General features: G+C 37.5%; 15 protein-coding genes and 5 tRNA genes. All 20 read left to right on the top strand.

Going from position 1 to position 18,865, the window contains the following annotated elements:
* Positions 1-115 precede the first annotated feature (115 nt).
* The 20 genes from fbaA to rpoC all read left to right on the top strand — a co-directional run bounded on the left by fbaA (position 116) and on the right by rpoC (position 18,628).
* Positions 116-1,192, top strand: coding sequence for a class II fructose-bisphosphate aldolase (fbaA, locus tag NQ163_RS03245; RefSeq protein WP_268188848.1), 1,077 nt, complete (start codon positions 116-118; stop codon positions 1,190-1,192).
* 156 nt (positions 1,193-1,348) lie between these two features.
* Positions 1,349-2,707, top strand: a complete 1,359-nt coding sequence (locus NQ163_RS03240) for a sodium-dependent transporter (RefSeq protein ID WP_268188847.1) — start codon at positions 1,349-1,351, stop codon at positions 2,705-2,707.
* A gap of 150 nt (positions 2,708-2,857) precedes the next feature.
* Positions 2,858-3,847 carry a ComEA family DNA-binding protein gene (locus tag NQ163_RS03235; protein ID WP_268188846.1) on the top strand — a complete coding sequence of 330 codons (990 nt, stop codon included), beginning with the start codon at positions 2,858-2,860 and terminating at the stop codon, positions 3,845-3,847.
* Positions 3,848-4,030: 183 nt separating this feature from the next.
* Positions 4,031-4,222 carry a 30S ribosomal protein S21 gene (gene rpsU, locus NQ163_RS03230; RefSeq protein ID WP_110360383.1) on the top strand — a complete coding sequence of 64 codons (192 nt, stop codon included), beginning with the start codon at positions 4,031-4,033 and terminating at the stop codon, positions 4,220-4,222.
* Positions 4,223-4,299: 77 nt separating this feature from the next.
* Complete coding sequence (locus NQ163_RS03225) at positions 4,300-5,178, top strand: tyrosine-type recombinase/integrase (RefSeq protein WP_268188845.1); 879 nt, start codon at positions 4,300-4,302, stop codon at positions 5,176-5,178.
* Between the two features lie 18 nt (positions 5,179-5,196).
* Complete coding sequence (gene hpf / locus NQ163_RS03220) at positions 5,197-5,493, top strand: ribosome hibernation-promoting factor, HPF/YfiA family (RefSeq protein WP_268188844.1); 297 nt, start codon at positions 5,197-5,199, stop codon at positions 5,491-5,493.
* A 107-nt stretch (positions 5,494-5,600) separates the two neighbouring features.
* Positions 5,601-5,674, top strand: a tRNA-Thr gene (locus tag NQ163_RS03215).
* A gap of 121 nt (positions 5,675-5,795) precedes the next feature.
* Positions 5,796-5,878, top strand: a tRNA-Tyr gene (locus tag NQ163_RS03210).
* A 37-nt stretch (positions 5,879-5,915) separates the two neighbouring features.
* Positions 5,916-5,988, top strand: a tRNA-Gly gene (locus NQ163_RS03205).
* 11 nt (positions 5,989-5,999) lie between these two features.
* Positions 6,000-6,071: transfer RNA gene (locus NQ163_RS03200), tRNA-Thr, on the top strand.
* Positions 6,072-6,129: 58 nt separating this feature from the next.
* Positions 6,130-7,317 (top strand): elongation factor Tu, encoded by a 1,188-nt coding sequence (gene tuf, locus NQ163_RS03195; RefSeq protein ID WP_268188843.1) that lies wholly within the window; start codon positions 6,130-6,132, stop codon positions 7,315-7,317.
* A gap of 51 nt (positions 7,318-7,368) precedes the next feature.
* Positions 7,369-7,441: transfer RNA gene (locus NQ163_RS03190), tRNA-Trp, on the top strand.
* Positions 7,442-7,459: 18 nt separating this feature from the next.
* Positions 7,460-7,651, top strand: a complete 192-nt coding sequence (gene secE, locus NQ163_RS03185; protein ID WP_054716421.1) for a preprotein translocase subunit SecE — start codon at positions 7,460-7,462, stop codon at positions 7,649-7,651.
* Between the two features lie 20 nt (positions 7,652-7,671).
* Positions 7,672-8,220, top strand: coding sequence for a transcription termination/antitermination protein NusG (gene nusG / locus NQ163_RS03180; protein ID WP_110360379.1), 549 nt, complete (start codon positions 7,672-7,674; stop codon positions 8,218-8,220).
* Positions 8,221-8,245: 25 nt separating this feature from the next.
* Positions 8,246-8,689: a 50S ribosomal protein L11 gene (gene rplK / locus NQ163_RS03175; protein WP_054716163.1), complete on the top strand. Its 444-nt coding sequence runs from the start codon at positions 8,246-8,248 to the stop codon at positions 8,687-8,689.
* A 20-nt stretch (positions 8,690-8,709) separates the two neighbouring features.
* Complete coding sequence (gene rplA, locus NQ163_RS03170; protein ID WP_268188842.1) at positions 8,710-9,402, top strand: 50S ribosomal protein L1; 693 nt, start codon at positions 8,710-8,712, stop codon at positions 9,400-9,402.
* A gap of 29 nt (positions 9,403-9,431) precedes the next feature.
* Entirely contained in the window at positions 9,432-9,950 is a 519-nt protein-coding gene (gene rplJ / locus NQ163_RS03165) for a 50S ribosomal protein L10 (protein ID WP_110360377.1), read from the top strand.
* Between the two features lie 39 nt (positions 9,951-9,989).
* Positions 9,990-10,364, top strand: a complete 375-nt coding sequence (gene rplL / locus NQ163_RS03160) for a 50S ribosomal protein L7/L12 (protein WP_054716172.1) — start codon at positions 9,990-9,992, stop codon at positions 10,362-10,364.
* Positions 10,365-10,469: 105 nt separating this feature from the next.
* Positions 10,470-14,282, top strand: coding sequence for a DNA-directed RNA polymerase subunit beta (gene rpoB / locus NQ163_RS03155; RefSeq protein ID WP_268188841.1), 3,813 nt, complete (start codon positions 10,470-10,472; stop codon positions 14,280-14,282).
* An 83-nt stretch (positions 14,283-14,365) separates the two neighbouring features.
* Positions 14,366-18,628, top strand: a complete 4,263-nt coding sequence (gene rpoC / locus NQ163_RS03150; RefSeq protein ID WP_268188840.1) for a DNA-directed RNA polymerase subunit beta' — start codon at positions 14,366-14,368, stop codon at positions 18,626-18,628.
* The last annotated feature ends 237 nt before the right edge of the window (positions 18,629-18,865 follow it).

Raw genomic sequence — 18,865 nt, 5'->3', positions numbered from 1 at the left:
TGCATAATTTTCTTATAGCCAAAACGGTGCAAAATATATTATTTCTTTTTAACTTCGTGGTAAAATTCGACTTTCCGACGATTTTATTAAGAACTATCCGATAAATTATATTATTATGAAACGAGTATTAGATGTTGTTAAACCGGGTGTAGTAACCGGTGATGATGTGCAAAAATTATTTCAGGTTGCTAAGGAAGAAGGTTTTGCAATTCCAGCTGTAAACGTAGTTGGAACTAACTCAATTAATGCTGCATTAGAAGCTGCCAAACAAGTAAATTCACCAATTATCATTCAGTTCTCGAATGGTGGTGCATCTTTCTTTTCAGGTAAAGGAATTAATGCAGAAGGACAAAGCGCTGCAATTATTGGAGCTGTTGCTGGAGCTAAATATGTTCATGCTATTGCTGAGCACTATGGTATTCCAGTGATTCTACATACTGACCACGCTGCAAAAAAATTATTACCTTGGATCGACGGCTTGTTGACTGCAGGGGAAGAGTTTTTTGCTCAAACTGGAAAACCATTGTTTAGCTCACACATGCTAGATTTATCAGAGGAAACTCTTGAAGAAAACATCGAAACTTGTGTAAACTATTTCGAGCGCATGAACAAAATGGGTATGACTATCGAAATTGAATTAGGTTGTACTGGTGGTGAAGAAGATGGTGTTGACAATACAGATATGGATAACTCATTGTTGTATACTCAACCTGAAGATGTTGCTTTAGCTTACGAAGCATTGTCTAAAGTATCTTCTCGTTTTACAATTGCTGCATCATTTGGTAATGTACACGGTGTTTACAAGCCAGGTAATGTTGTATTGACTCCTAAGATTCTAGATAACTCACAGAAGTTTATCTCTGAAAAATATGCTGTAGCTGATAACACTGTTGATTTTGTATTCCACGGTGGATCAGGTTCAACTTTAGAAGAAATTCGTGAGGCAATTTCTTATGGTGTAATTAAAATGAATATTGATACAGATACTCAGTGGGCATTCTGGAACGGAGTACGTGAATTCGAAGCTTCAAATCACGATTACTTGCAAGGTCAGATCGGTAACCCGGATGGTGACGATAAACCAAACAAGAAATTCTACGATCCAAGAAAATGGTTGCGCGAAGGTGAGGTTGCTATGAAAGATCGTTTAGTTATGGCTTTCGAAGACCTAAATGCTGTAGGACGTAACTAGTCTTCAAGATATTTAATAAGTAAAGCTCGGATAATTTATCCGGGCTTTTTTGTTTGTACTTGATATAAAAAACAAAAGCATTTAGGAATTAGACCTAATATTTTGCAAATTTGAACTTGCCCTTATTTGTATATCAATAACCTTAAAATTTATCACATGTCTATTAGTAATCCTTCGGGACGCGATGTTTTCTCAAGTAAATTTGGTGTAATTGCAGCTGCAGCAGGATCGGCAGTTGGCCTTGGTAATATTTGGCGATTTCCATATGTAGCTGGAGAAAATGGTGGAGGTGCATTCCTATTAATATATTTGGCCTTTATAATTGCTATCGGTTTACCTGTAATGTTATCCGAGTTGTTAATTGGTCGAAAAGCACAACAAAATGCATTTGGCTCTTTTCGTAAACTTGCCCCTGGGTCGATGTGGTCACTTGTTGGTTTAATGGGAGTTGTTGCTGCTTTTTTAATTCTTGCATTTTATTCTACCATTTCTGGTTGGACTTTGGAATATTTGTATCAAGCAATAAGTAACGGATTTGCCCACGGTGATACCAAGACGATGTTTGATAATTTTAAGCAAGGAACTTTTCGTCCTTTAATGTGGCAAATGATTTTTATGCTTTTAACGGCATGGATTGTTTTCTCAGGTGTTAAAAATGGAATTGAAAAGTATGCAAAAATACTAATGCCTTTACTATTTGTTTTGATACTTGCAATGTGTGTGCGTTCATTATCATTGCCAGGATCTTCTGCTGGATTGGACTTTTTATTTAAACCTGATTTCTCAAAAATATCAATGGGAGTTATTCTCGAAGCATTAGGTCAGGCTGCCTTTTCGTTAAGTATTGGTATGGGGGCTCTAATTACTTATGGCTCTTATATCCAAAAACAAAATAACTTGGGAAAAACCGCGGTTCAAGTTACAGTTGCAGATACATTAATTGCAATTTTATCTGGAGTTATGATATTTCCAGCTGTTTTTGCATTAGGCTTTCAGCCTGATTCTGGAGCAGGATTGGTTTTCGAAGTGCTTCCAAAGTTATTCCTGGAAATGCCGGGAGGTTACTTTTTCTCAATTTTATTTTTCTTCCTGTTATCTGTTGCTGCATTAACTTCTACCATATCGGTACTCGAAGTAGTGGTTGCCTACTTTTCCGAAGAATTAAATATCTCCAGAAAGAAAGCTACTATAGTTGGAGCGGCTTCTATTTCTGTATTGGGAGTGTTTGCCACTTTATCTTTTAGTGATTTATCGGGTATAAATATTTTAGGACAGAGCATATTTGGTTTAATGGAATATACTGCTGCTAATGTATTATTGCCATTAGGAGCATTGTTAATTGTAATTTTTGTTGGATGGAAGTTAAAGCATGTATTGGTGCATGAAGAGTTATCGAATGAGAATTCTTTAAGAGTGAAATATTTTAAAATATTCTTTTTTATTGTGAGGTGGTTGGCTCCTATAGCCATAGCAGCTGTGTTTTTAAATGGAATTGGATTTTTAAAACTTGGTTAAGATTAATCTTTTTTATAATATTGTTAAGCGTTGTTTGTTTTAAAATAACGCTTTTTTAATATGTCATTAAAAAAGATCATACGAGAATACTTTTCTTATTCTACATCGGAGAAAAGAGGATTATTGGTATTGGCCCTAATGCTAATAGTTGTGTTTGTATTGCCTGAAATTTTTAATTCAGATTCTAAACCAACTTTTATACCTAAGAAAAGTGTAGAGCTTGATAGCATAATGGCTGTGTTGACTAATAAGAGCAAATTGAAAAAGGCCGAATTATTTTTGTTTGACCCGAATAAGGCTTCGGCTGATGAATTTAAAAGACTTGGTTTGAGAGAGTATCAAACCAGGAATATTTTAAAATATAGAGATAAGGGAGGTGTGTTTAGATCTAAATCTGATTTTCGAAAAATTTATGGGATCAAAGATGACGATTATAATCGATTGAAAGATTATATAAGTATTGCTGTTGTAATAAAGAAAGAACGAGTCAAAAGTATAGCTGGAAAAAGTGTTCAATTAGAGTTGTTCGATTTTGATCCCAACACAATTACCAAAACCGAATGGGGAAAATTAGGAGTGGATGCCAGGATGTCAAATCGTATAATAAAGTATCTGTCTACCGGAGCTAGGTTTAAAAGTGCTGATGATATCGGAAAGATTTATGGCTTTGATTCTTTGCTTTTGCTACGACTAAAACCATTTGTGCAAATAAAACCTCTAAAAGAGAAAAGTGTTAAAATAGAATTGATTGATTTAAATTTTGCAGATACTACGATTTTAAAAACTCTTCCAGGGATAGGAAAAATACTTTCAAATAGAATTATAAAATATAAAGAGATGCTTGGTGGCTATATTTCTAAATCTCAGTTATTGGAAGTGTATGGTATTTCAAGAGAAACTTTCCAAACCATAGAGAATCGAGTATTTGTATCACCTGTCGTATTGCAAAAAATATCAATTAATGACTGTAGTGCTAAATCATTGGAGAAGCATCCATATGTCAGCAGAAGGATGTCTTCTGATATCGTAAAATACAGAGAGCGAGTAGGTAAATTTAGCTCGGTGGAGGATCTAAAAAACAAACATTTGTTGAGCGATAGTGTCTTTCAGAAAATACAACCTTATTTAAGTATTGAATAGTAGTATTAGAATTAGCTTGAGAATAATTCCTTATTTTCTTAACTTTATATTTCCGCAAAAGGTCCTAAAATATTAGAATGGAGATAATTTCATTACTTTTTTCAAAATAAATTTGAATTATACTGATTGAATTAATAAATTTGCGGCTCACTTAGAAAAACATAAATATTAAAGGAGAAAATTATGATTGTTATTCCTATGAAAGAAGGCGAAAACATTGAAAGAGCCTTAAAAAAATTCAAAAGAAAATTTGAAAAGACTGGTGTAATTAAAGAGCTTAGAGGAAGACAGGTTTATAAAAAACCATCTGTAAAAAGAAGAGAAGAGAAATTACACGCGATCTACGTTCAGCAAATGCAACAAGCTGAAGATTGATTTTCTGTTGGATTAATTCCTTGATATCTTAATTTTTCGTATCTTGGGTTATCCTATTGGATAAATATCCTGGATGTATGAGTTTTAAGGAATCTTTTCTATCTTATTTACAATACGAAAAACGATATTCTGCACATACGATTTTATCTTATGACTGCGATTTGACTCAGTTTTTTGAATTTTATTCAAGTGCTGAAGAAGTACAGGTTGAAGATATAACATTTAAAGATGTGCGTAGATGGATCGTTTTTTTAATGAACGAAGGTAAGACTTCGCGAACTGTAAATAGGAAATTGTCCTCTTTAAAGTCATTTTTTAAATATTTGCTTAGAGAATCAGTGATTGATTCGAATCCGATGGATAGAGTTGTTGGGCCTAAGCAAGGAAAGAAATTACCTGGCTTTGTTGCAGAGCATGCAATGCAGGTATTAAGAGAAGTTGATTTTGGAGAGGGTTTTGAAGGTGTTCGAGATCAATTGGTAATAGAAATGTTTTATCAAACTGGCATGAGATTGTCAGAGTTGATGAACCTTAAAGAACCGGATTTTGATCGATCAGCATCTTTAGTTAAAGTATTAGGAAAAAGAAATAGAGAAAGAATCATTCCAGTAAGTGAGAGTTTGATAAAACTTCTTGATCGTTATTTAGATCTTAGATTTAAAACTTTCGGAAACTTGGATGGTTTTCTTTTTGTAACTAAAAAGGGGGTGCCTGTTTACGAAAAGTTGTTGTATCGAATCGTTACAAAGCATTTGTCGAAGATTACAACAATGACCAAGCGAAGCCCACACGTTCTGAGACATACATTTGCAACGCATCTGTTAAATAATGGTGCGGAATTAAATGCGGTTAAAGAACTGTTGGGGCATTCGAATTTATCGGCAACACAAATTTATACTCATACTACTTTTGAGCGTTTAAATAATATATATAAACAAGCTCATCCGCGAGCATAAATTTTGGAGGATTAGAATATGATTAACATTCAATCGATCGGTTTTGTTGCTGATGTGAAATTGGAAAATTTCATAGAAAATAAGCTTGGAAAAATAATGAAGCTCAATAGCGATGTTGCTGGAGCTGAAGTTTTTCTTAGGGTTGAGAAATCTGATGTTACCGAAAATAAGGTAGTTGAAATTAACCTTGATGTAAAAGGCGCAAATGTGTTTGCTAAAAAGCAAAGTAAAACATTTGAAGAGGCCGCAGATCTTGCTGCCGATGCATTGCGAAAGCAAGTTGTGAAACACAAAGAAAAACTAAGAGCAAAATAATTAGAAAAAACACCTGATTATTTTGTGATAAATTTAAAATATTTTTACATTTGCAAACCATTTTTAGGGAAAAGTACGCCTGTTAAATAGATGGTTTGCATTTTTTTGCCGATGTAGCTCAGCTGGCTAGAGCAGCTGATTTGTAATCAGCAGGTCGTGGGTTCGAGTCCCTCCATCGGCTCAAAAAAAAGAATCGTTGTTGCGATTTGAATCACTACAAATCAAAGCTGATTTGTAATCAGTCCCGAGGCTTCGGGATGGGTTCGAGTCCCTCCATCGGCTCAAAAAAAATATTACATACTGGGGAGATACCAAAGTGGCCAACTGGGGCGGACTGTAACTCCGCTGACTTTCGTCTTCGTAGGTTCGAATCCTGCTCTCCCCACTGGTAAACGAAAAGGAACATTTCTGTTTCTTTTTTTGCGGGAATAGCTCAGTTGATAGAGCATCAGCCTTCCAAGCTGAGGGTCGCGGGTTTGAGTCCCGTTTCCCGCTCAAATACGTTTGCCGTTGTAGCTCAGGGGTAGAGCGCTTCCTTGGTAAGGAAGAGGTCACGAGTTCAAATCTCGTCAATGGCTCAAGAAATTTAAAGTATTGTTTTTAATTGTTGTCTAATATTAATTAATATTTGGAGTTATGGCTAAAGAACATTTTGACAGGTCAAAACCACACGTAAATATTGGTACCATTGGTCACGTTGACCACGGTAAAACTACTTTGACTGCCGCTATTACAACTGTATTAGCAAAAAAAGGTTTGTCTGAAGTGAAATCATTCGATTCTATCGATAACGCTCCTGAAGAGAAGGAGAGAGGTATTACTATTAATACTGCTCACGTAGAATACCAAACTGCTAACCGTCACTACGCTCACGTTGACTGTCCAGGTCACGCGGATTACGTAAAGAACATGGTAACTGGTGCTGCTCAGATGGATGGTGCTATTTTGGTTTGTGCTGCAACTGATGGTCCTATGCCACAGACTCGCGAGCATATCCTTTTAGCTCGTCAGGTAAATGTACCTAAAATCGTTGTTTTCTTGAACAAAGTTGACATGGTTGACGATGCAGAGATGCTTGAGTTAGTAGAAATGGAAGTTCGTGAATTGTTGGATTTCTACGAATTTGACGGTGATAACACTCCTATCATTGCTGGATCTGCTCTAGGTGGATTGAACGGTGAAGCTGAGTGGGAAGATAAAATCATGGAGTTGATGGATGCAGTTGATACTTGGATTCCACTTCCTCCACGTGATGTAGATAAGGCTTTCTTGATGCCAGTTGAGGATGTATTCTCTATTACTGGTCGTGGTACTGTTGCTACAGGTCGTATCGAAACTGGTATCGTAAAAACTGGTGAAGAAGTTCAAATCATTGGTCTTGGTGCTGAAGGTATGAAGTCTGTAATTACTGGTGTTGAGATGTTCCGTAAGATTTTGGACGAAGGTCAAGCTGGTGATAACGTAGGTCTATTGTTGAGAGGTGTTGACAAAGCTGCTATCAAGCGTGGTATGGTTATCTGTCACCCTAACACAATTACTCCTCACACTAAGATTAAAGCTGAGGTTTACGTATTGAAGAAAGAAGAAGGTGGACGTCACACTCCATTCCACAACAAATACCGTCCTCAATTCTACATCAGAACTCTTGATGTAACTGGTGAGATTACTCTTCCAGAAGGAGTTGAAATGGTAATGCCAGGTGACAACGTAACTATCAACGTTGAGTTGATTACGCCAGTAGCTTGTGATTTAGGTCTACGTTTCGCTATCCGTGAAGGTGGTAGAACTGTAGGTGCTGGTCAGATTACTGAAATTGTTGAGTAATTAGAACATATAAAGATTGATCTGGGTAAAACTAGATCAATCTTCTTATAGACGGGTGTAGCTCAGTTGGTAGAGCACTGGTCTCCAAAACCAGGTGTCGGGAGTTCGAGTCTCTCCTCCCGTGCAAAGACAAAATTGCCTTATGAAACTAAAAATTTATATTGAAGAAGTTTATAAAGAACTGGTTCAGAAAGTATCTTGGCCATCATGGTCTGAACTCCAAAGCAGTGCTATAGTAGTTATGATTGCTTCCACTATTATTGCTCTTGTGATATTCTTAATGGATATGGGGTTTAAGAATTTGATGGATTTTATATACAATATGTTACACTAATAATTCCTTTTTAGAAAAAGATGGCTGAAATTCAAAAAAAATGGTATGTTCTTAGGACTGTTGGAGGAAAAGAAAAGAAAGTCAAAGAATATATTGATAGCGAAATTTCCAATCTAGGTCTAACGGAATATGTGTCACAGGTTCTCATTCCTACCGAAAAAGTTTTTCAGGTGCGAAACGGGAAGAAGATTAGCAAGGAAAGAATTTTCTTACCAGGCTATGTTCTAATCGAAGCAGCACTCGTTGGAGAGATTCCTCACATCCTTCGTAATATTACGAACGTGATTGGCTTCCTGGGGGATACAAAAGGCGGCGATCCTACTCCTATGCGTATGTCAGAAGTGAACCGCATACTGGGTAAGGTTGATGAATTAGCTGGCAAAGAAGAGGAAATTAACATTCCTTACTATGTTGGCGAAATGGTTAAAGTGACTGATGGACCATTTAATGGTTTTACCGGTGTGATTGAAGAGGTGAATGCAGAGAAGAAAAAACTGAAAGTAATGGTTAAGATCTTCGGACGTAAAACTCCTCTTGAATTAAGTTTCATGCAGGTAGAAAAAGAATAATTAAATCCTTTAGAAAAGTAAAGCTATGGCTAAAGAAGTTGCAGGATTAATCAAATTGCAGATCAAAGGTGGTGCTGCAAATCCTTCACCCCCAGTAGGACCTGCGTTGGGTGCTAAAGGGGTTAATATCATGGATTTTTGTAAGCAATTCAATGCAAGAACTCAAGATCAGGCTGGAAAAGTAATCCCTGTTGTGATTACTGTTTATTCTGATAGTTCTTTCGAATTTATTACAAAAACTCCTCCTGTTGCTGTACAAATTTTAGAGGCTGCTAAATTAAAATCAGGTTCTTCTGAACCAAACCGTAAAAAGGTAGGTTCAATTTCTTGGGATCAAGTTCGCGAGATCGCAGAGGGGAAAATGAAAGATTTGAATGCTTTTAAAGTGGAAAGCGCCATGAGTATGGTTGCTGGTACAGCAAGAAGTATGGGTATCACAATTTCAGGTGATAATCCTCTTAATCAATAATTTTAAACACTGCAATTAAAATGGGTAAACTAACGAAAAATAGAAAGTTAGCTTCAGAAAAAGTGGATACTGATAAGCTATATTCTATCGACGAAGCAGCGAAATTGGTTAAGGAGATTACATCAACCAAATTTGATGCCTCAGTGGATATGGATGTTCGCTTAGGAGTTGACCCGAGAAAAGCTAATCAAATGGTACGTGGTGTTGTTACACTACCTCACGGTACTGGTAAAGAAGTTCGTGTTTTGGTTCTTTGTACTCCTGATAAGGAAGAAGAAGCAAAAGCTGCAGGTGCTGACTATGTTGGCCTTGACGACTATGTTGCTAAGATCAAAGGTGGTTGGACTGACGTTGACGTAATCATCACCATGCCTACTGTAATGGCGAAAGTTGGTGCGCTTGGACGTGTTTTAGGACCTCGCGGCTTGATGCCGAATCCTAAATCAGGTACAGTGACAATGGATATCGCTAAAGCAGTTGCAGAAGTGAAAGCTGGTAAGATTGATTTTAAGGTCGATAAGTACGGTATCATTCACTCTTCAATAGGTAAAGTATCTTTCGATGCAGATAAAATCATGGATAATGCTAAAGAATTTGTTGGTATTATCAATAAATTGAAACCATCTGCAGCAAAAGGAACTTATATCAAGAGTGTTTACCTGTCAAGCACAATGAGTCTTGGAATTCAAATTGATCCAAGAACACTTGACTAATTAAAAATTTAATCAAGATCTTAGTAATCATGAAAAAGGAACAAAAAATTCAGATTATTGATAGCTTGACGGAAGAAATCAATGCGTCAAACCACTTCTATCTTACTGACATCTCGGAAATGAATGCTGAAGATACTTCGGCACTTCGTAGAGCATGTTTCGAGAAGGATATTAAGTTGGTTGTTGTAAAAAACACCCTTCTTAAAATCGCTTTAGAAAAGGCAGAAGGTGAGTTTGAAGGACTAGACAATGTACTTAAGGGATCTACTTCTCTTATGCTTACAGAGACTGGTAACCTTCCTGCGAAGCTTATCAAAGAGTTCCGTAAGGAACATGATAAACCTATCCTGAAAGCGGCTTACGTTGAAGAATCGCTTTATATCGGTGATAACGAGCTTGAAGCTCTTACTACCATCAAGTCTAAAGAAGAACTTATTGGAGATATCGTTGCATTGCTTCAATCACCAATCAAGAATGTTGTGTCTTCTTTGGAATCAGGAAAGAATATCCTAGCTGGTGTTGTGAAAACACTTTCAGAAAAAGAGTAATATATTTAGAGTAATTAAATTTTAAAAACTGAAGGAAAAATGGCAGATTTAAAAAAGTTTGCAGAAGAATTAGTTAATTTGACTGTTAAGGAAGTAAATGAATTAGCTGAAATCTTAAAAGAAGAATACGGAATTGAACCAGCTGCTGCTGCTGCAGTTGTTGCTGGACCTGCTGCTGGCGCTGAAGGTGGTGCTGCTGAGCAAACTGAGTTTGACGTAATTCTAACTTCTGCTGGTGGTTCTAAACTAGCGGTAGTGAAATTGGTTAAAGAATTAACTGGTTTAGGTCTTAAAGAAGCTAAGGCTGCAGTTGATGCTGCACCAGCTCCATTGAAAGAAAAAGTTTCTAAAGAAGAAGCTGAAGCACTTAAAGCACAATTAGAAGAAGCTGGAGCTGAAGTTGAGCTTAAATAGAAGCACTAAAACCTATATATAAGGTTATTTGGTTTAGAGTTCCTAACCGGGACTCTAAGCCTTTTTGTTGTTTATTATCGTTTAGGTTCAATTAATTTTAAGTAAATGTCTTCAAATACTATTAGTCAAAGAATTAGTTTTGCTTCGAATAAAAATCAGCTTTCATATCCTGATTTTCTAGAGGTACAATTAAAATCTTTTCAAGACTTTTTTCAACTGGAAACGACTCCAGAGAAAAGAACGAACGAAGGATTATTTAAGGTATTTAGCGAGAATTTCCCAATTACCGATACCAGAAATAATTTCGTATTGGAGTTTCTCGACTATTTTGTTGATCCGCCCCGTTACACAATCGAAGAATGTATCGAAAGAGGCTTAACTTATAGCGTACCGCTAAAAGCTAAGTTAAAACTTTACTGTACCGATCCTGAACATGAGGATTTCGATACAGTAATTCAGGATGTATACCTAGGAACTGTTCCTTACATGACTGAAAAAGGTACATTCGTAGTTAACGGAGCAGAACGTGTAGTTGTATCTCAGCTTCACCGTTCACCTGGTGTATTCTTTGGACAAAGTGTACACGCAAATGGAACCAAGTTGTATTCTGCCAGAATTATTCCTTTCAAAGGTTCCTGGATCGAGTTTGCTACCGACATCAATAATGTGATGTATGCATATATCGATCGTAAGAAAAAGCTTCCTGTAACAACTTTGCTTCGTGCAATTGGTTACGAAAGTGATAAAGAAATCCTAGAGATTTTTAACCTTGCTGATGAAATCAAGGTTTCTAAAACCGGTTTGAAAAAAATCGTTGGAAGAAAACTTGCCGCTCGTGTTCTTAAGTCATGGATTGAAGACTTCGTAGACGAGGATACTGGCGAGGTAGTATCTATTGAGCGTAATGAGGTGGTTATTGATCGTGAGACAATAATCGAACCAGAACATATAGAAGAAATTCTTGAATCGGGTGCAAAAACTATCTTATTGCACAAAGAGGAACAAAATCTTGCTGATTATGCTATTATTTATAATACGCTTCAGAAAGACCCTTGTAACTCCGAGAAAGAAGCAGTTCTTCACATTTATCGTCAGTTGCGTAACTCTGAGCCACCTGATGAGGCTACAGCTCGTGACGTGATCGATAAGTTATTCTTCTCTGATAAGAGATATGATTTAGGTGATGTTGGTCGTTACCGCCTAAATAAAAAATTAGGTTTGAACACTGATGGGGATACCAAAGTGTTGACCAAAGAAGACATTATTGAAATTATCAAGTACCTAATCAAGCTGTTGAATGCCCGTACTGATGTGGATGATATTGACCACTTGAGTAACCGTCGTGTTCGTACAGTAGGTGAACAACTTTATACTCAGTTTGGAGTAGGTTTGGCACGTATGGCCAGAACTATTCGTGAGAGAATGAACGTTAGAGATAATGAGGTATTTACTCCAATTGATTTGATTAACTCGAAGACTCTATCTTCTGTTATCAACTCATTCTTTGGAACAAATGCATTGTCTCAGTTCATGGATCAAACCAACCCATTGGCTGAGATTACACACAAACGTAGAATGTCGGCCTTAGGTCCTGGAGGTCTTTCTCGTGAAAGAGCAGGTTTCGAGGTTCGAGATGTACACTACACTCACTATGGACGCTTATGTCCTATTGAGACACCTGAGGGACCAAACATTGGTTTGATTTCTTCTCTTTGTGTGTTTGCTAAAATTAATAATTTAGGTTTCATCGAAACTCCTTATCGTAAGGTGGCCGACGGTGGTGTTGATTTATCTTCTGCAGGTGTTGAATATCTATCAGCTGAAGAGGAAGAAGGATTGACAATTGCCCAAGCTAATGCTCCTTTAAATGATGATGGTAGTTTTGTAAATCCTAAAGCAAAATCTCGTAAAGACGGCGACTTCCCATTCGAGGAAGTTGAGAATATCGATTTGATGGACGTTGCTCCTAACCAGATCGCTTCTATTGCTGCATCTTTGATTCCTTTCTTGGAGCATGATGATGCGAACCGTGCTTTGATGGGATCTAACATGATGCGTCAGGCTGTTCCTGTTATCAAACCTGAATCACCTATTGTTGGTACTGGTTTGGAAGGAGATCTTGTTCGTGATTCAAGAACTCAAATTAGTGCCGAAGGTACTGGTGTTGTTGAGTTTGTTGATGCAAATAAAATTGTTATCAAATACGATCAAACCGAGGAAGAAGCATTTGTTAGTTTCGAAGGAGATACCAAGACTTACAATATTCCAAAATATGGAAAAACCAACCAGGGTACTACGATTGACCTGAAACCAATTGTTACAAAAGGACAAAAGGTTGAAGAAGGACAAATTCTTACTCATGGTTATGCAACTCAAGATGGTGAGTTGGCTCTTGGACGTAACTTGAAAGTGGCATTTATGCCTTGGAAAGGTTACAACTACGAGGATGCGATTGTAATTTCAGAACGTATCGTTAAAGATGATGTATTTACATCAGTTCATGTTGATGAGTACACTCTTGAAGTTCGTGACACGAAACGTGGTATGGAAGAATTAACTTCTGATATCCCTAATGTTAGTGAAGAAGCAACTCGTAATCTTGATGAAAATGGTTTGATTCGTATTGGTGCGAATGTTGAACCTGGTGATATCCTAATTGGTAAGATTACACCAAAAGGAGAATCGGATCCATCACCGGAAGAGAAGTTATTGAGAGCTATCTTCGGTGATAAAGCGGGTGATGTTAAAGATGCTTCATTGAAAGCTTCTCCATCATTGCGTGGTGTGATTATCGATAAGAAATTATTCTCTCGTTCTGTTCGCGATCGTAAATCGAAACAATCAGATAAGCCATTAATCCAAAAATTGGATGAAGAATTGGCATCACAAATCACTGCTTTGCAAGCTCGATTGGTGGAAAAACTATTCACTCTTGTAAATGGTAAAACTTCGCAAGGAGTTAAAGATTACTTAAGTGTAGATGTTATTCCTAAAGGTGTTAAGTTCACTCAGAAATTGTTAGCTGATATTAATTTCTTGGAAATTAATCCTAACAAGTGGACAACTGATAAGGATAAGAACGAAACAATCAAAAAGCTTTTACACAATTATATTATCAAGTTTAAAGAGCTTGAAAGTATTAATAAGCGTAAAAAATACAATGTAACCATTGGTGATGAAATGCCAGCAGGTATTATTCAAATGGCGAAAGTATATGTAGCTAAGAAACGTAAGCTTCAGATTGGTGATAAGATGGCAGGTCGTCACGGTAATAAAGGTATTGTTTCTCGTGTTGTAAGAGACGAGGATATGCCATTCCTTGAAGATGGAACTACTGTTGATATCTGTTTGAACCCACTGGGTGTACCTTCACGTATGAACTTGGGACAGGTATTTGAAACTGTACTAGGTTGGGCAGGTATGGAGTTAGGATTGAAATTTGCTACTCCTATTTTTGATGGTGCGTCATTGGATGAAATTACAAGTTATACTGATAAAGCAGGTGTGCCTGCATTCGGTAAAGCATATCTTCACGATGGTGGAACAGGTGAACGTTTCGACCAGCCTGCAACAGTAGGTGTGATCTATATGCTGAAACTTGGTCACATGGTTGATGATAAGATGCACGCGCGTTCTATTGGACCATACTCACTTATTACTCAGCAACCACTTGGTGGTAAGGCTCAGTTTGGTGGTCAGCGTTTTGGAGAGATGGAGGTTTGGGCTCTTGAGGCATTTGGTGCTGCTCATATTCTTCAGGAAATCCTTACCGTTAAGTCGGATGACGTTGTAGGTCGTGCTAAAGCTTACGAATCTATCGTTAAAGGTGATCCAATGCCAAATCCGGGTATTCCGGAATCTCTAAACGTGTTACTACACGAATTAAGAGGTCTTGGCTTGAGCGTAAAGTTAATTTAAGCCTTATATTATAAAGTGAATGTTCGAATTTTCGATCATTCACTTTTATAGAATAATATTGTTAATTTCCTAATTTTCAACATATGGCATTCAGAAGAGATAAACAAGTAAAGAGCAATTTTACAAAAATCTCTATCAGTCTTGCTTCTCCAGAAGAAATTCTTGAAAGATCAAGTGGAGAGGTTTTAAAGCCTGAAACCATCAATTATCGTACTTATAAGCCGGAACGTGATGGATTATTCTGTGAAAGAATTTTCGGTCCCGTTAAAGATTATGAGTGTCATTGTGGTAAGTACAAGCGTATCCGTTATCGTGGTATTGTTTGTGACCGTTGTGGTGTTGAAGTAACAGAAAAAAAGGTTAGACGCGAAAGAATGGGACACATTCAGTTGGTTGTTCCTGTTGCGCACATCTGGTACTTCAAATCATTACCAAACAAAATTGGTTATCTTTTAGGATTACCTACCAAAAAGCTTGACACAATTATTTATTACGAAAGATACGTGGTAATTAATCCAGGTGTTAAATCAGCTGATGGTATTAAATATTTAGATTTTCTAACAGAAGAAGAATACTTGGATATTCTTGATGAACTTCCAATGGAAAATCAATTTTTGGATGATGATGATCCAAATAAGTTTATCGCTCAAATGGGAGCGGAAGCTTTGTATAGCTTGTTAGGTCGTTTAGATCTTGATTCATTATCATACGATTTACGTCACAAAGCAAATACAGAAACTTCGCAGCAACGTAAAAATGAAGCATTGAAGCGTTTGCAGGTAGTGGAAGCTTTCCGTGAGTCACAAGGAGTAAACAATCCGGAATGGATGATTGTTAAAGTTGTTCCTGTGATTCCACCAGAACTACGTCCATTGGTACCATTGGATGGTGGACGTTTTGCAACTTCAGACTTGAACGATTTGTACCGAAGAGTAATTATTCGTAACAATCGTCTGAAAAGATTAATTGAAATCAAAGCTCCGGAAGTAATCTTACGTAACGAGAAGCGTATGCTTCAGGAAGCGGTTGATTCATTATTCGATAACTCACGTAAATCAAACGCGGTTAAGACAGAAAATAACCGTCCTTTAAAATCTCTTTCAGACTCACTGAAAGGTAAGCAAGGTCGTTTCCGTCAAAACTTGTTGGGTAAGCGTGTTGACTATTCTGCTCGTTCGGTAATTGTTGTTGGACCAGACTTGCAAATGCATGAATGTGGTCTTCCAAAAGACATGGCAGCGGAATTGTACAAGCCTTTCGTAATCCGTAAACTGATTGAGAGAGGTATTGTAAAAACTGTAAAATCAGCTAAGAAAATTGTAGATAGAAAAGATCCTGTTGTTTGGGATATCTTGGAAAATGTACTGAAAGGACATCCGGTTCTTCTTAACCGTGCTCCTACTCTTCACCGTTTGGGTATTCAGGCTTTCCAACCTAAACTAATCGAGGGTAAAGCAATTCGTCTACACCCACTTGCATGTACTGGGTTTAACGCCGACTTTGACGGTGACCAGATGGCAGTTCACTTGCCACTTGGTAACGAAGCAGTATTAGAGGCTCAAATGTTAATGTTGTGTTCTCACAATATTTTGAACCCTGCTAATGGTGCACCAGTTACAGTTCCTTCTCAGGATATGGTATTGGGTCTTTACTACATTACCAAGCCTAGAAAAGGAAGTAAAGGGGAAGGTTTAACTTTCTACTCTGCAGAAGAAGCTATGATTGCATTCAACGAGAAAGCAGTAGATCTTCACTCTGTGATTAAAGTAAAAGTTAAAGATTTGAATGAAAATGATGAATTGGTAGATACAATTATTGAAACTACCATTGGTCGTATCATTTTGAATCAATTTACACCTGAAGGAGCTGGATTTATTAATCAGTTGATTACCAAAAAAGCACTTCGTGATATTATTGGATATGTATTCAAGAAATGTGGGGTTGATGCCTGTGCGAAATTCCTGGATGATATCAAAGACTTAGGGTACCGTAAAGCATTCGAAGGTGGTCTTTCGTTTAACTTGTCAGACGTTATTGTTCCGGCTGAGAAAGAAGATCTTGTAGCTGAAGGTTACGCACAAGTTGAAGAAGTGTTGACTAACTATAACATGGGTTTCATTACCAATAATGAACGTTACAATCAGATTATTGATATTTGGACACATGTTAACGCTAATTTGACCCAAACATTGATGAACCAGTTGATTTCCGATAATCAAGGTTTTAACTCGGTTTACATGATGCTTGATTCTGGAGCTCGTGGTTCTAGAGAGCAGATTCGTCAGTTGGGTGGTATGCGTGGTCTGATGGCAAAACCTCAGAAATCAGGTGCTACCGGTGGTCAAATTATTGAGAACCCGATTCTTTCGAACTTTAAGGAAGGTCTTTCGGTATTGGAGTACTTTATTTCTACTCACGGTGCGCGTAAAGGTCTTGCGGATACAGCATTGAAAACTGCAGATGCGGGTTACCTTACTCGTCGTTTGGTTGATGTTGCCCAGGATGTTATCATTAATGAGAGAGACTGTGGAACATTAAGAGGTTTAACTGCTACAGCGATTAAGAATCAGGAGGAAGTTGTTGCATCTCTAAGTGAAAGAATTCTTGGTAGAACTACTGTACATGATGTATATCACCCAATTTCAGGTGAATTAATTGTGAAGTCAGGAGTTGAGATTACTGAAGAGATCGCTCAAACAATTGAAAATTCTCCCATTGAACGTGTTGAGATTCGTTCGGTACTTACTTGTGAGTCTAAACAAGGGGTTTGCGCGAAATGTTACGGACGTAACCTTGCAACAGGTAAGGCTGTTCAGAAAGGTGAAGCAGTTGGTGTTATTGCAGCTCAGTCAATTGGTGAGCCGGGTACACAGCTTACGCTTCGTACCTTCCACGTAGGGGGTACCGCGGGTAACGTTTCTGCAGAAAACTCTGTTGAATCGAAATACGATGGTTATGCAGAATTCGAAGAATTAAGAACTGTAGAACATACTCCTGAAGAAGGAGATAAGCATGATGTTGTAATTGGTCGTTTGGCTGAGTTACGTATCATTGATAAAAACACCAACATTACCTTGACTACTCATACAATTCCTTACGGATCTAAATTGTATATCAAGGATGGTCAGGATGTTAAGAAAGGTGACTTGATTTGTGAGTGGGATCCATACAATGCTATGATCGTTACTGAATTCTCAGGTAAGGTTACTTTCGACAACTTAATTGAAGGTGTTACATTTAAAGAGGAATCGGATGAAGCAACTGGTTTTGCTGAGAAAGTAGTTGTAGAATCTAAGGATAAGACCAAGAACCCAAGTGTTAAGATTTTGAACTCTAGCGGTGAGGTATTGAAATCTTACAACTTACCAGTAGGTGCTCACATTTCTGTGAATGAAGGTGAGATGGTTATTGCCGGTCAGTCTGTAGTTAAGATTCCTAGAGCTCTTGGTAAGGCAGGTGATATCACCGGGGGTCTTCCACGTGTTACTGAGTTGTTCGAGGCTCGTAACCCATCTAATCCAGCTGTTGTTTCTGAGATCGATGGAGAGGTTACATTTGGTAAGATCAAGCGTGGTAACCGTGAGATTGTTGTTACAACCAAAACAGGAGATGTTAAGAAGTACCTGGTACCTCTTTCAAAACAAATCCTTGTTCAGGAGAACGACTACGTAAGAGCGGGTACTCCATTATCAGAAGGTGCTACAACTCCAGCTGATATCCTATCGATTAAAGGTCCTACAAAAGTTCAGGAATATATCGTGAACGAAGTACAGGATGTATACCGTATGCAGGGTGTGAAGATTAACGATAAGCACTTTGAAATTATCGTTCGTCAGATGATGCGTAAGGTAGTTATCGATGATCCGGGAGATACCAAGTTCTTGGAGAAACAAATTATCGACAAGATGGAATTCATGCGTGAAAACGATGAGATTTTCGGTAAGAAAGTTATCGTTGATGCTGGTGATTCTGAAGAGTTGAAAGCTGGACAGATTGTAACAGCTAGAAAACTAAGAGATATCAATTCTATCTTAAAGCGTCGTGATATGAAGCTTGTTGAAGCTCGTGAAGCTATCGCTGCAACTTCTACTCAGATCTTGCAAGGTATCACAAGAGCGGCTCTTCAAACTAAGAGTTTCATTTCTGCTGCATCGTTCCAGGAGACTACTAAAGTGTTGAATGAAGCTGCTATTAGCGGTAAAATGGACAAATTAGAAGGTCTGAAAGAGAACGTTATTTGTGGTCACTTGATTCCTGCAGGTACAGGTTTAAGAGAATACAAAGATGTTGTAGTAGGAGCGAAAGAAGAGTACGAAAAGCTTCTTGACAATAAATCAGAATTCTAAAATATAGGACTCTAAATAGTAAAGGGTGTTTCCATTGGGAACACCCTTTTTTAATGGAAAAAATTAGAAGCAGGTTATACAAGAAAAACATGATTTGAGCAATTTTGTTAATGCTTCATTCGGGGCATTCCAAATTTTATATAATTGATATCTTCCCTTTGGAGAAAGCACTAAGAATCTCACATTGTAGATGAATCCTATTTGTAGCGCCAGCAGTATGGAAGACACATTCACTTT

Source organism: Marinifilum sp. D737 (assembly GCF_026672275.1).
In the GTDB taxonomy this organism is placed as follows: Bacteria; Bacteroidota; Bacteroidia; order Bacteroidales; family Marinifilaceae; genus Marinifilum.
The sequence above is the reverse complement of the archived record's forward strand: the minus strand, read 5'-3'. Positions and strand labels throughout refer to the sequence as shown.

Excerpts from the sequence above, each read along its gene's own strand:
- rpoC (WP_268188840.1), top strand. The coding sequence starts at position 14,366 with ATGGCATTCAGAAGAGATAAACAAGTAAAGAGCAATTTTACAAAAATC.
- NQ163_RS03240 (WP_268188847.1), top strand. The coding sequence starts at position 1,349 with ATGTCTATTAGTAATCCTTCGGGACGCGATGTTTTCTCAAGTAAATTT.
- tuf (WP_268188843.1), top strand. The coding sequence starts at position 6,130 with ATGGCTAAAGAACATTTTGACAGGTCAAAACCACACGTAAATATTGGT.
- rplK (WP_054716163.1), top strand. The coding sequence starts at position 8,246 with ATGGCTAAAGAAGTTGCAGGATTAATCAAATTGCAGATCAAAGGTGGT.
- rplJ (WP_110360377.1), top strand. The coding sequence starts at position 9,432 with ATGAAAAAGGAACAAAAAATTCAGATTATTGATAGCTTGACGGAAGAA.
- NQ163_RS03225 (WP_268188845.1), top strand. The coding sequence starts at position 4,300 with ATGAGTTTTAAGGAATCTTTTCTATCTTATTTACAATACGAAAAACGA.
- fbaA (WP_268188848.1), top strand. The coding sequence starts at position 116 with ATGAAACGAGTATTAGATGTTGTTAAACCGGGTGTAGTAACCGGTGAT.
- rpsU (WP_110360383.1), top strand. The coding sequence starts at position 4,031 with ATGATTGTTATTCCTATGAAAGAAGGCGAAAACATTGAAAGAGCCTTA.
- rpoB (WP_268188841.1), top strand. The coding sequence starts at position 10,470 with ATGTCTTCAAATACTATTAGTCAAAGAATTAGTTTTGCTTCGAATAAA.
- hpf (WP_268188844.1), top strand. The coding sequence starts at position 5,197 with ATGATTAACATTCAATCGATCGGTTTTGTTGCTGATGTGAAATTGGAA.
- rplL (WP_054716172.1), top strand. The coding sequence starts at position 9,990 with ATGGCAGATTTAAAAAAGTTTGCAGAAGAATTAGTTAATTTGACTGTT.
- rplA (WP_268188842.1), top strand. The coding sequence starts at position 8,710 with ATGGGTAAACTAACGAAAAATAGAAAGTTAGCTTCAGAAAAAGTGGAT.
- secE (WP_054716421.1), top strand. The coding sequence starts at position 7,460 with ATGAAACTAAAAATTTATATTGAAGAAGTTTATAAAGAACTGGTTCAG.
- nusG (WP_110360379.1), top strand. The coding sequence starts at position 7,672 with ATGGCTGAAATTCAAAAAAAATGGTATGTTCTTAGGACTGTTGGAGGA.